This is a genomic window from Streptomyces sp. NBC_01788 (genome assembly GCF_035917575.1).
GTDB lineage: Bacteria > Actinomycetota > Actinomycetes > Streptomycetales > Streptomycetaceae > Streptomyces.
In genome coordinates, this window is record NZ_CP109090.1 from 5,710,344 (window position 1) to 5,722,984 (window position 12,641).

Below are 12,641 nucleotides of genomic sequence, written 5' to 3' on the forward strand. Positions count from 1 at the left end.
CATCCACACCGCACCAGCAGAAGAAGAAAGAACGGGAGACGGACCAGTGGCCGACAACGCGCGGGCGAAAAGGCTGGCGGACCTCATCCGAGAGGTGGTGGCCCAGAAGCTGCAGCGCGGGATCAAGGACCCGCGGCTCGGCTCGCACGTCACCATCACGGACACCCGGGTCACGGGCGACCTGCGGGAGGCGACGGTCTTCTACACCGTCTACGGGGACGACGAGGAGCGGAAGGCGGCGGCCGCCGGCCTGGAGAGCGCCAAGGGCATCCTGCGCTCCGAGGTCGGCCGGGCGGCCGGGGTGAAGTTCACCCCGACCCTCGCCTTCGTCGCGGACGCCCTGCCGGACACCGCCCGCAACATCGAGGACCTCCTCGACAAGGCCCGTGCCTCCGACGAGAAGGTGCGCGAGACGTCCTCCGGTGCCTCGTACGCCGGTGAGGCGGACCCGTACAAGAAGCCGGGGTCCGACGACGGGACGGACGACACCACCGCATGACCAGCAAGCCCACCCCGCCCGACGGCCTCGTCATCGTCGACAAGCCGTCGGGCTTCACTTCGCACGACGTCGTGGCCAAGATGCGCGGCATCGCCAGGACCCGGCGGGTCGGCCACGCGGGCACCCTCGACCCCATGGCGACCGGTGTGCTCGTGCTCGGCGTGGAGAAGGCCACCAAGCTCCTCGGCCATCTCGCGCTGACCGAGAAGGAGTACGTCGGCACCGTCCGGCTCGGCCAGAACACGGTCACCGACGACGCCGAGGGCGAGATCACCTCCTCCACGGACGCCTCCAAGGTGACCCGGGACGCCGTCGACGCCGCCGTCGCCAAGCTGACCGGCGACATCATGCAGGTGCCGTCCAAGGTCAGCGCTATCAAGATCAACGGCGTGCGGTCGTACAAGCGGGCACGGGAGGGCGAGGAGTTCGAGATCCCGGCCCGGCCGGTGACGGTCTCCTCCTTCGCCGTGTACGACGTCCGCGACGCCGTCGCCGACGACGGCACCCCCGTGCTCGACCTGGTGGTGTCCGTGGTCTGCTCCTCCGGCACCTACATCCGGGCCCTCGCCCGCGACCTGGGCGCCGACCTCGGCGTCGGCGGCCACCTCACCGCGCTGCGCCGCACCCGGGTCGGCCCCTACAAGCTGGACTCCGCCAGGACGCTGGAACAGCTCCAGCAGGAACTGACCGTGATGCCGATCGCCGAGGCGGCCGCGGCGGCGTTCCCCCGCTGGGACGTCGACGCCCGGCGCGCGCGGCTCCTCATGAACGGCGTACGGCTGGAGGTGCCCGACGCGTACGCGGGCGCCGGTGCCGTCGCCGTCTACGGCCCCGACGGCCGCCTCCTCGCGCTCGTGGAGGAGCAGCGGGGCAAGGCCAAGAGCCTGGCTGTCTTCGCCTGACCGCGCCCGGCGGTGACCGTGGAGCGGCGAACACGGGGTGTTCCCCATCCGCCGCTCCACGGTTCCGTCCCCCCTCGGTTCCCCCACCCATGAGCTTTGTCCAGCGGCCCGGTTCCATTCACCCGGCTGCGCGGGCGCTCGGAGTGAACGGGGGGAGTGCAGGGGGGCGCGTTCGCCGCTCGGCCTGTTCCGCTGATCATCCGCGGCCTACGGTCGAGGCAGGCACGGCGGTACGGGCGGGGAGGTTCGGGCATGGCGGGGCGGGACCTCCATGAATCCACACAGGCGCGGGGACCACAGGGACCGGAGCGCGTGGTGGAATCGCGGGACCACGTTCTGGAGCGCTCCCTGGTCCGCATCCGCGACCTGGCGGGACGGCCCCGCGGCACCGGCTTCGCGGCCGACCACCGGGGCACGCTGATCACCAGCCACGAGGCGGTCGACGGACTGCCCCAGCTCATCCTGGACGCCCCCGGCCCGGGCGAGCGCTCCCGCGTGGTGACGGCCGACGCGATCACCGCGCTGCCCGCCCTGAACCTGGCCCTGCTCCGCACCGAGGGCCTCGGCGTGGAGCCGCTTCCCGTCACCGTGCGCGACGGCGTCCGCAGCGGCACCTACGTCCGGATCGCGGCCGACCACTGGCGCGAGGCACGGGTGCTCGGCGCGGCCACGGTGACGTACACGGCCACGGACCGGTTCCATCTCCTCGACGGCGTCACGGAGCTGGCGATCGGCACGGCGGGCCGCGAGGCGCTCCGGCCGGGCGGCGGGGCCGCCGGGGGGCCGGTCCTCGACGCGGAGACCGGCGCGGTGGTCGCCGTCCTCGGCACGGCACTGCACTCCGGTCGCGGCGACGCCGGCTTCGCGGTACCGCTGCGCCGAACCGGCGAGGGCCCCCTCGCCGACCTCCTCACCCGCAACGAGGCCACGGTCTCCGCCTACGGCCCCGACCTGAACCTGGCCGCGGTCCTCGAACTCACGGCCACCTCCCTGGCCCAGGACGGCCCCGCCGGAGCCCTGCCGTCCCCTCCCCCGCGGGCGGGCGGGCCCGGGGCGCCCGCCGGGCCGGTCGAACGTGCCGAGGTGGCGCGGGAGCTGGCAGCGTTCGGTGACAGCCCGGCCGCCGTGCTCGGGCTCGTCGGGGAATCCGGAAGCGGCCGTACGACTCAGCTCGCGGCGCTGGCCGGCCACCGTGCCCGCGGCGGCTCGCCCGCGCCCACCCTGTGGCTGCGCGGGGCCGATCTGCTGGGCACCGACGCCTCAGTCGCGGACGCGGTGGGCCGGGCACTGGACCGGGCGGCCCGGATCGTCGCGGCCGCCCGGGCGCCCCTGCCCACCGAGCGCACCGACCTCACCCCTGAACGCGTCGCCCGCCTCGCCCACGCCCATGGCCGCCCCCTCCTGCTCCTCCTCGACGGCCCCGAGGAGATGCCGCCCGCCCTGGCCGACCGGCTCCCCGAGTGGACCGAGCAAACCGCGCAGTGGCTGCGCGGCACGGGGGCGCGGCTGGTGGTGGCCTGCCGGGAGGCGTACTGGGAGGCGGCCGGAGCGTGCTTCCCGGCGGACCTGCTCCACACCCCGGTCACGGCGCCGGCCGGCCCGGACGGCGCCACCGGCCACCTGCCGCCCTGTCTGCCCCTCGGCGGCCTCACCCCCGCCGAGGCCCACGAGGCCCGCGCCCGTCACGGCATCCCGGACGGCGCGCTGGTGGACGCCGCCGCCCGCCACCCGCTCACCCTCAGGCTCCTGTCGGAGGTGCGCGCCGCCCTCCCCGACGCCGCCGGCCACCCCCCGCTCGACCGTGACGACGTCCTCGCGGCCCACCTGGACCTGATGTGCCTGCGCATCGCCGTCCGCCTCGCCGCGGAGAACGGGCTGCGCGGCACCGCCGTACGGCGCCTGGCGGCGAAGGTCTCCGGCCAGGTGCACGAGGCCGCCCGCCGCAGCCTCGGCCCGGGGGAACTGGCCCCGGCGGCGTTCGAGGAGCTGTTCCCCCGGGGACCCGCCCCGGCCCGCCTCGGCGGCGGCACCGGCTGGGCGGCGGCCGTCCTCACCGAGGGACTGCTCGTCCCGGTGGGCAGCGGCTACCGCTTCGCGCACGAGGAGGTCGCCGACTGGGTCCAGGGCACCCACCTCGACCTGGACGAGGCCCTGCGCGTCCTGGTCCACCGCCGGCACACACCCGGCGAGCCACGGCCCCCGCAGCCCGTTCCGCACCACCGCGTCGGCCCCGTCGTCCACGCCCTGCTTCTCCTGGCCCGCCAGCACGGCTCCCGCCGACTGGCCGTCCGGCTCGAGGAGTTGCTGTGCGCCCTCGACACCGACCCGCACTGCTGGTGGGCGTCGCGGCTGCTCGCCGGCGCACTGCTGCGCGTGGCGGACGCGACACCGTACCTCCGCGTGCTGCGGCTGCTCGCCGAGCGGATCGTGGTGTGGCAGCAGTGCGACCTGCCCGTGCCGCCCGGCTTCGGACCGGGTTTCTGGACCGCTCTGCACCTGTCCGACGCCGACCGCTGCGACCTGCTCAGACGCCTCCTCCTCGCCGACGGCGCACCGCGGGACGCACGAGGCGGGTCCCGCCGCCCGTCCCGCTACCTGGACGCCGTCGCGCGCCTGCTCACCGCCGACCCCGCCGCCGTGCAACGGCACCTCACCCGCTGGTTCGACGACGAGCGCCCGCTGCCCGCCGCGCCGCAGGCCACCGTGGCCACGGCCGCCCAGGCCCTGCTCCACACCCACCGCGCCCGCGCCCTGGACGACCTCACCGACACGCTGGCCGGGTGCGCCCACCCACGCGCCGAGGAACTGCTGGCCGTGCTCGCCGAGGAGGAGCCGTCCGCGCTGTGCCGGGCGGTGGCCCGGTGGGCGCACGACGACCGTCCCGCGCTGAGGACGCAGGCCCTGGCCCACGGCCTGCGCACCGCGCCCCGGGCGCGCACCGAGGCCGACCGCGAACTGCTGTGCCAGGCCGCCCTCGCCCTGCTCGACCGCCCCGCCGACACCGCGCTGCACGGCGGCGCGCTCGCCCTTCTCGTCCGGGATCCGCACACCCGCGCCCGCCATCTGCCGCGGGCACTGCGGCACTTCGCGGCGGGCGACCGGCACCTGCCGCCGAGCGCGCTGACGCCCGCCCTGACCACCCACCCCGAGGCCGTCCTCGCCGCCATCGGCGCGTGCCTGCGCCGGGACACCGCCGACGGGCGCCGCAGCGGCGGCGACAGCGGCACCGGGTCCGGCACCGGCATCGGTGAGGCCCTGCGCGCGCTGGGCGAGGCCGCCACGCCCGCGCTCGCCCGCCGGGTCGCCGTCGTGGTCCGCGAGGCGGTGACACGGCATCCGGAGGGCGCCGGGCCGGTGGCGGCGTACGTCGACCAGCGCCTGGACGACGACCCCGCCGCCCGATCGGTGCTGTTCCCCCTGGTCGCAGGCCTCCTCGACGGCGACGACGCCGGAAGAGGCGTCGAGGGCGGGGGCGCCGGCGACCGGGCCCACGACAGCCGCGAGCGGCTGCGCCGCGCGCTGGCCCGCGTCCTCGCAACCCCCGGCGCCCCCGCCTCCCGCCCGCTGCGCCGGGAGCTGCTGGACTTCCTCCTGGCCCACGAGGACGCCCCGGCCGTCCTGGACGCGGTGCTGCGCGCCGCCGCCTCCACCGCCGAGGAGGACCTCCGCGGCCTGGTCCACCGCGTCGGACTGCTCCTCGTCCGCACCCCCGACGGCGCGGCCCTGTTCGACCGGAGCCTGGTGGAGCTGGGCCGGGACGTGCCCGGCTTCGCCGCCCGCGTGGCCTGCTGGCTGACCGACGCCCCACGGGACTGGGCCGTGGTGGTGGGTCCCGGCGCCCGCCGGACGATCGAGAACACGGCGGGCGTACCCGTCCCCGTCTGACGACGTGCGCCGGATCACAGCCGCCCATGCCGGTGCGGGCGGTGACCGCCGGGCATGGCACCCTTAGACCTGCGGACAAGCAGCAGGAAACAACTAGGACAACCCGAAACAACACGGACACGGGTTCGACGAGGAGCGGTCACAGTGCAGCGCTGGCGTGGCTTGGAGGACATCCCCCAGGACTGGGGGCGCAGCGTCGTCACCATCGGCTCCTACGACGGAGTCCACCGCGGACACCAGCTGATCATCGAGCACGCCGTGGACCGCGCCCGCGACCTGGGCGTCCCTGCCGTCGTCGTCACCTTCGACCCGCACCCCAGCGAGGTCGTGCGCCCCGGCAGCCACCCGCCGCTGCTCGCCCCCCACCACCGCCGGGCCGAGCTGATGGCCGGGCTGGGCGTGGACGCGGTCCTCGTGCTGCCCTTCACCGCCGAGTTCTCGAAGCTGTCCCCGGCGGACTTCGTCGTCAAGGTGCTGGTCGACAAGCTGCACGCCAAAGCGGTCGTCGAGGGCCCCAACTTCCGCTTCGGGCACAAGGCCGCAGGCAACGTCGAGTTCCTGGCCGACCAGGGCAAGACCTACGACTTCGAGGTCGAGGTCGTCGACCTGTACGTCACCGGAGAGGCGGGCGGCGGCGAGCCGTTCTCCTCGACCCTGACCCGCCGCCTGGTCGCCGAGGGCGACGTCCGGGGCGCCGGGGAGATCCTGGGCCGCCCGCACCGGGTGGAGGGCGTCGTGGTCCGCGGTGCCCAGCGCGGCCGCGAACTGGGCTTCCCCACGGCCAACGTCGAGACCCTCCCGCACACCGCGATCCCCGCCGACGGCGTCTACGCCGGCTATCTGCACGCCCAGGGCGAGGTGATGCCCGCCGCGATCTCCGTGGGCACGAACCCGCAGTTCGACGGCACCGAGCGCACGGTGGAGGCGTACGCCATCGACCGGGTGGGCCTTGACCTGTACGGACTGCACGTCGGCGTCGACTTCCTGGACTTCGTCCGCGGCCAGGCCAAGTTCGACTCGCTGGAGGCCTTCCTGGAGACGCTGGCCGAGGACGTCGAGAAGTGCCGGCGGATCGTCGCACAGGACGCGAAGACGGCGTAGCCGGACCCCGGGTCGCTCAGCCGCCGGTAACCTCACCGGCGACCGGCGACCGGCGACCGGCGACCGGCGACCGGCGACCGGCGACCGGCGACCGGCGACCGGCGACCGGCGACCGGCGACCGGCGACCGGCGACCGGCGACCGGCGACCGGCGACCGGCGACCGGCGACCGGCGACCGGCGACCGGCGACCGGCGACCGGCGACCGGCGACCGGCCTACGCCTCTGTCTCGGCGCCCGCCTCCGTCTGTGCCTCCGCGCCCGCCTCCGTCTGTGCCTCTGTCACCGCCTGTGGCCCGGTCTCTTCCCCGGGCACGGTCACGGCGCGCGCCCAATGGCACGCCACCTGCGCTTCCCCGCCTCCGCGCAGAATCTCCAGGTCCCGGCCGCGGCACGCGTCCGCCACGCCCGCCCGTTCCGCGTCGCCGTCCGCCAGGACCTGGCAACGGACGTGGAAGCGGCAGCCGGAGGGGATCCGGGACGGGTCCGGGGGCTCAGCGGTCAGGACGACCGGTTCTCCGGGCGCCTCGGGCAGGACGGACAACAGGGCCCGGGTGTAGGGGTGCCGGGGAGCGGTCAGGACCTGCTCCACCTCACCGGTCTCCACGATCCGGCCGAGGTACATCACCGCGACCCGGTCGGCGATGTTCCAGGCCAGCCCCAGGTCGTGCGTCACCACCAGCGCGGACAGGCCGAGTTCGGCGCGCAGCCGCAGCAACAGGGCGAGGATCTCGCCGCGCACCGAGGCGTCCAGGGAGGCCACCGGCTCGTCGGCGACGAGGAGTTCCGGCTCCAGGACCAGGGCGCCCGCGATGACCACGCGCTGGCGCTGACCGCCGGACAGCTCGTGCGGGTAGCGCAGGAAGAAACGCTCGGGCGGTCGCAGCCCCGCCCGTGCCAGGGCCCCGGCGACGGCCGCCCGCTCGTCCCCGCGGTATCCGTGGACGCGCAGCCCCTCGGCCACGGCGTCGTACACCGTGTGCCGGGGGTTGAGCGAGCCGTTCGGGTCCTGGAGCACCAGTTGGGCCCGCTTGCGGTACGCCTTCAGCGCGCGGGAGGAGTAGTCGAGCGGGGCACCGTCGAACGTGACGCGGCCCGCGGTCGGCGGCACCAGACCGAGCAGGGAGCGGGCCAGGGTCGTCTTGCCGCAGCCCGACTCGCCGACCAGCGCCACGATCTCGCCGCGCCGGATGTCGAGGTCGACCCCGTCCACGGCGCGGGCCGCGGGCCCGCCGTGCCGACCGGGGAACACGACCCGCAGCCCTTCGACGCTCAGCAGCGCGGATGTGGTCATGGCGTGCCGCTCCTCACGTCGTCCTCCGTGGTCTCCGCTTCCGGCGTCCCCGCCTCCGCCTCCGCGTCCACGTGGACGCAGGCCGCCCGCCGTCGCGGACCGGCCTCCCTCAGGAACTGGTCCTGGGTGCCGCACAGGTCGAGGGCGACCGGGCAGCGCGGGTGGAAGGCGCAGCCTGAGGGAACGGCGGACGGGTCCGGCGGGTCGCCCGCCAGACCGCGCGGAGCGAAGCGGGACGCCGGGTCGCCGATCCGCGGGAAGGCGTCCGACAGGGCCTTGCCGTAGGGATGCCGGGCGTCCTCGTAGACCTGCCGGGCCGGGCCCTCCTCCACCACGCGGCCCGCGTACATGACCGCGAGCCGGTCGCAGGTGTCGGCCAGTACCGCGAGGTCATGGCTGATCATGAGCAGGCCCAGGTCCTGCTCGCTCACGAGCCGTTCGATCAGGCGCAGGATCTGCGCCTGGATCATCACGTCGAGTGCGGTGGTGGGCTCGTCGGCGACGACCAGCCGAGGGTCGCAGGCCAGCGCCATCGCGATCATCACGCGCTGACGCTGGCCGCCGGACAGCTCGTGCGGGTAGGCGCCGGCCCGCGCGGCGGGCAGCCCCACCTGCTCCAGCAGTTCACCGGTCTTCTTCCGCGCGCCGGCCGGCGTCGCCTTGCGGTGCAGCAGGATCGGCTCGGCGATCTGGTCGCCGACACGGTGCACGGCGTTGAGCGAGTGCATCGCGCCCTGGAAGACGATCGACGCCCCCGCCCAGCGGACCGCCCGCACCCGGCCCCACTTCATGGCCAGCACGTCCTCGCCGTCGAGCAGGATCTCGCCGCCGACCCGGGTCCCGGCCGGCAGCAGCCGCAGCAGCGCCAGCGCCAGTGTGGACTTGCCGCAGCCGGACTCGCCCGCGATGCCGAGCTTCTCGCCGGCGGCGAGCGTGAGGTCCACCCCGCGCACGGCGGCCGCCCCCGACGCGTACGTCACTTCCAGGTCGCGCACTTCGAGGAGACTCAACGGGACACCCCCAGCCTGGGGTTGAGAACGGCCTCGACGGCCCGCCCGCACAGGGTGAACGCCAGCGCGACGACCGCGATGGCGATGCCCGGCGGCACCAGGTACCACCAGTCGCCGGAGCTGACCGCGCCGGCCTCGCGCGCGTCCTGGAGCAGCCCGCCCCAGGAGACGAGCGTCGGGTCGCCGAGCCCGAGGAAGGCGAGCGTCGCCTCCGCCAGGATCGCCGAGGAGATGATCAGGGTGGTCTGCGCGAGCACCAGCGGCATGACGTTGGGCAGCACATGCCGGGACATCACGTGCCAGTGGCCGCCGCCGAGCGCCTTGGCCCGCTCGATGTACGGCCGCGACTCCACCGCCAGCGTCTGCGCCCGCACCAGCCGGGCGGTGGTCGGCCAGGTGGTGACGCCGATCGCCAGGATGATCGTGCCCAGCGAGCGGGACATGACGGTGGCCAGCGCGATGGCGAGCACCAGCGTCGGCATCACCAGGAACCAGTCGGTGACCCGCATGATCACCGTGGCGTACCAGCCGCGGAAGTGCCCGGCGGTGATGCCGATGACCGCGCCGATCGCCACCGACAGCACGGCGGCGAGCAGCCCGACCAGCAGCGAGACGCGCGAGCCCCAGATCAGAAGGCCCAACAGGTTCCTCCCGAACTGGTCGGTGCCCAGCGGGAAGTGGGCGCTCGGACTCTCCAGCGGCCTGCCGGGCGCGTCGGTCACGCTCTGCACGTCCGCTCCGACGGTCAGCGGCGCGGTCAGCGCCACCAGCGCGCACAGCACGAGGGCGGCGAGCCCCACCAGGCCCGCCCGGTGAGTCCGGTACTGCCTCCAGAAGCGGACGACCGAGGCCCGGCGGCGCTGCCTGGCGAGCGCGCGCGGGCCGGGGCCGGGATCGGGGTCGGGTGCCCGGTCCGGGCCGGTGGTCGCGGTGGTGTCGGCGGTCATCGTCCCACCCTCGGGTCGAGCAGCGGATACAGGACGTCGGCAAGGGTGTTCATCAGGATCACCGCCGCGGCGAAGACGAAGAACAGCCCCTGCACCAGCGGCAGATCGGGCACGCTCAGCGCCTGGTAGAACAGTCCGCCCAGACCTGGCCAGGAGAACACGGTCTCGACGAGGATCACTCCCGCGACCGTCCGCCCCAGATTGACGAAGATCAGCGTCACGGTCGGCAGCAGCGCGTTCGGCACGGCGTGCCGCCGTCGTACGAGGTCGTCGCGAAGTCCCTTGGCACGCGCGGTCGTCAGATAGTCGCTGCCCATCTCGTCCAGCAGCGCCGACCGCGTGACCAGCAACGTCTGCCCGTACTCGACCGCGACCAGTGTCACCACCGGCAGCACGAGGTGGTGGGCGACGTCGACGGCGTACGCGAAGCCCTCCTTGCCGCCCGACTCCATGCCCCCGGTCGGGAACAGGCCCGGGACCGGGCCCACGCCGACCGAGAGCACGATGATGAGCAGCAGCCCCAGCCAGAACGCGGGAATCGAGTAGAGCGTCAGCGCCAGCCCCGTGTTGACGCGGTCGCCGAGCTTTCCGTGCCGCCAGGCGGAGCGGGTGCCGAGGAGAACTCCGAGGGCGGTGTAGAGCACGAAGGCCGTACCGGTCAGCAGCAGGGTGTTCGGCAGCGCCTCGGTGATCTTTTCGATGACCGGTGTGCGGAACTGGTACGAGGTTCCCAGGTCCCCGGTCAGCGCCTTGCCGCAGTAGTCCGTGAACTGCCGCCACATCGGCAGGTCGAGCCCGAACTCCCGCCGGTAGGCGGCGAGCTGCTGCGCGGAGACCGGCCGGCCGGCGGTCATGAACTTCACCGGGTCGCCCGGGATCAGCCGGAAGAGGAAGAAACTGGTGACGAGGACGGCGAGCAGGGACACGGCCGCACCGGCCAGCTTGCCCGCCGCGTACCGCAGATAGGCGGTACCGGTCCGCGCCCGGGGGCCGCGGCCCGCCGCCGGTCCGGACTTCCCCGGATCGGCGGCGGGCCCTTCGACCAGCGCGGGTGTCGCTTCAGCGGTCATGTGCGCTCACTGCCTATTCGCGGTCTTCTGCTGTTGCCCGGCGGCGCACCGCGAAGAGCGCCGCGAGGCCGCCGAGGACGACGACGCCGGCGACGACCGCGATGATGACGCCCGTCGACGTGGAACCGCCCGAGGAATCGTCGGAATTCGCCGGAACGGCCGACCACCAGCTCCAGTAGCCGTCCTGGCCGTAGATGTTGCCCGCCTTGGACGGCATGGTCGTGATCGACTCGATCTGGTCCGTGCGGTAGGCCTCGACGGCGTTCGGATAGGCCATGACGTTCATGTACCCGAGGTCGTACAGCCGCGACTCCATCTGCTTGACCAGGTCCGCCCGCTTGGCGGGGTCGTACTCCGCCAACTGCTGGGCGTACAGCTCGTCGTACTTCTTGTCGCAGATGAAGTCGTCGGTGGCGTCGGTGTCCTTCGGGGTCGCCGGGAGCGCGGCGCAGGTGTGGATGGAGAGCACGTAGTCGGGGTCCGGGTTGACGGACCAGCCGTCGAAGGCGAGGTCGTACTTGCCCGCGAGCCACGGATCGGTCACGTTGTCCAGGCAGTTGAGCTCGACCCCGATGCCGAGCTTGCCCCACCACTCCTGGAGGTACTTGCCGACCGCCTTGTCGTTGGGGTCGGTGGCGTGGCACAGCACGCGGTAGTTCAGCGGCTTGCCGTCCTTGCCGACGCGTTTGCCGTCCGCGTTCTCCTTGTAGCCCGCCTCGTCGAGGAGCCGGCCGGCCTTCGCCGGGTCGTACGCCAGCTCCTGGTCCGCCGACGGCTTCCAGAAGTACGACTCGTAGCGCGGCGGGATGTAGCCCTGGCCCTGCTCCGCGTGGCCCTGGAAGACCTTGTCCACGATGGTCTGCCGGTCCACCGCCATGAACAGCGCGTGCCGCACCCGCTCGTCCAGCAGGGACGGGTCACCGTCACCGAACTTCTTGCCGTTCCTGGCCCGGGCGCCCGGGTTGGTGGCGAGGGCGTAGAAGCGGCGGCCGGGGCCCTCGTTGACGTGGATGTTCTGTGCGCCCTTGAGTGAGGCGGCCTGAGCGGGTGTCAGCGCCGGCGAGCCCGCCACGAAGGAGACCTCGCCCTTGCGCAGCGCGGCGACGGCGGCGTCCTGGTCCTTGTAGTACCGGAAGACCAGCTCGTCGAACTTCGGCGCGCCTCGCCAGAAGCTCTCGTTGGCCTCCAGCCGCACGTAGCTGTCGGGCTTGTAGTCGGTCAGGACGAACGGCCCGTTGCCGACGATCGGGAAGCTCTTGTCGTTGTTGAACTTCGAGAAGTCGTCGACCTTCTCCCAGATGTGCTTGGGCACGATCGGCACGTCGAGCGCGGTCATCGTGGCCTGCGGCTTCTTCAGCCGGATCACGAGCTGGGTGGGGCTGGGCGCGGTGACCTCGGCGAAGTTGGTGACGAAGTTGCCGTTGGCGGTGGCAGCGCCCTCGTCGGTCATCATCTTGTTGAGCGTCCACGCCGCGTCCTCGGCGGTGGCCTGCTGCCCGTCCGACCACTTGGAGTTCGAGCGGATCGTGTACGTCCAGGTCAGCTTGTCCGGCGACGGCTCCCACTTGGTGGCCAGGGCCGGGACGACGTGGGCGTCCTTGGGGTCGTAGTTGGTCAGGTACTCGTACATCAGCCGGTGGACGCTCGTGCTGAGCAGACGTCCCGCGAGGAAGGGACTGAGCGAGTCGACGCTCTGCGCGACGGCGACCGTGAGGACCTTCTTGCCCTTCTTGCCCTGCGCGCTCTCCGCGGCGTGGGCCTGCGGCGCGGCCGGAGCGAGGGGGGTCGCGAGCCCGGCCGTGAGGACGAGGGCGGCGGCGCCCGCGGCGAGGAGCCGTGTTCCCTTCAACCGGGGGCCGGTACGTCCTCTGCCGTGCTGATCGTGTGTCTTCATGGCTCGGTGACCTCGCGTCGTCGCTCGCAGAAGACGGTTTG

Annotated in this window: 9 protein-coding genes; 4 read left to right on the forward strand and 5 right to left on the reverse strand. The window is 73.7% G+C overall.

The genetic code is table 11. The features are described from left to right. The first annotated feature begins 46 nt into the window (after positions 1-46). The 4 genes from rbfA to OIE49_RS25950 all read left to right on the forward strand — a co-directional run bounded on the left by rbfA (position 47) and on the right by OIE49_RS25950 (position 6,387). Entirely contained in the window at positions 47-499 is a 453-nt protein-coding gene (gene rbfA, locus OIE49_RS25935) for a 30S ribosome-binding factor RbfA (RefSeq protein ID WP_100571645.1), read from the forward strand. After that, a complete protein-coding gene (truB, locus tag OIE49_RS25940; RefSeq protein WP_326804357.1) occupies positions 496-1,401 on the forward strand; it encodes a tRNA pseudouridine(55) synthase TruB in 906 nt (301 codons plus the stop codon). The genes rbfA and truB overlap by 4 nt, the downstream gene beginning before the upstream one ends. A gap of 252 nt (positions 1,402-1,653) precedes the next feature. Further along, positions 1,654-5,286, forward strand: a complete 3,633-nt coding sequence (locus tag OIE49_RS25945) for a trypsin-like peptidase domain-containing protein (protein ID WP_442812311.1) — start codon at positions 1,654-1,656, stop codon at positions 5,284-5,286. Between the two features lie 144 nt (positions 5,287-5,430). Next, complete coding sequence (locus OIE49_RS25950) at positions 5,431-6,387, forward strand: bifunctional riboflavin kinase/FAD synthetase (RefSeq protein WP_326804359.1); 957 nt, start codon at positions 5,431-5,433, stop codon at positions 6,385-6,387. 215 nt (positions 6,388-6,602) lie between these two features. Here OIE49_RS25950 and OIE49_RS25955 read toward each other — a convergent pair whose 3' ends face one another. Genes OIE49_RS25955 through OIE49_RS25975 form a run of 5 tightly spaced genes read right to left on the reverse strand, consistent with a single transcriptional unit; the run spans position 6,603 to position 12,600 of the window. Continuing rightward, on the reverse strand, positions 6,603-7,679 hold the full coding sequence (locus tag OIE49_RS25955) for an ABC transporter ATP-binding protein (RefSeq protein ID WP_326804360.1): 1,077 nt from the start codon (positions 7,677-7,679) through the stop codon (positions 6,603-6,605). After that, positions 7,676-8,689 (reverse strand): ABC transporter ATP-binding protein, encoded by a 1,014-nt coding sequence (locus tag OIE49_RS25960; RefSeq protein ID WP_326804361.1) that lies wholly within the window; start codon positions 8,687-8,689, stop codon positions 7,676-7,678. The genes OIE49_RS25955 and OIE49_RS25960 overlap by 4 nt, the downstream gene beginning before the upstream one ends. Next, complete coding sequence (locus tag OIE49_RS25965; protein ID WP_326804362.1) at positions 8,686-9,636, reverse strand: ABC transporter permease; 951 nt, start codon at positions 9,634-9,636, stop codon at positions 8,686-8,688. Before OIE49_RS25965 ends, OIE49_RS25960 begins: the two co-directional genes overlap by 4 nt. Next, entirely contained in the window at positions 9,633-10,706 is a 1,074-nt protein-coding gene (locus OIE49_RS25970) for an ABC transporter permease (protein ID WP_326804363.1), read from the reverse strand. Before OIE49_RS25970 ends, OIE49_RS25965 begins: the two co-directional genes overlap by 4 nt. Positions 10,707-10,719: 13 nt before the next feature. Beyond that, complete coding sequence (locus OIE49_RS25975) at positions 10,720-12,600, reverse strand: ABC transporter substrate-binding protein (RefSeq protein WP_326804364.1); 1,881 nt, start codon at positions 12,598-12,600, stop codon at positions 10,720-10,722. Positions 12,601-12,641: the final 41 nt, after the last annotated feature.

Bases quoted from the DNA above. Each gene is read 5' to 3' on its own strand.
- truB (WP_326804357.1), top strand. From the start codon at position 496: ATGACCAGCAAGCCCACCCCGCCCGACGGCCTCGTCATCGTCGACAAG.
- OIE49_RS25975 (WP_326804364.1), bottom strand. From the start codon at position 12,600: ATGAAGACACACGATCAGCACGGCAGAGGACGTACCGGCCCCCGGTTG.
- OIE49_RS25965 (WP_326804362.1), bottom strand. From the start codon at position 9,636: ATGACCGCCGACACCACCGCGACCACCGGCCCGGACCGGGCACCCGAC.
- OIE49_RS25970 (WP_326804363.1), bottom strand. From the start codon at position 10,706: ATGACCGCTGAAGCGACACCCGCGCTGGTCGAAGGGCCCGCCGCCGAT.
- OIE49_RS25945 (WP_442812311.1), top strand. From the start codon at position 1,654: ATGGCGGGGCGGGACCTCCATGAATCCACACAGGCGCGGGGACCACAG.
- OIE49_RS25955 (WP_326804360.1), bottom strand. From the start codon at position 7,679: ATGACCACATCCGCGCTGCTGAGCGTCGAAGGGCTGCGGGTCGTGTTC.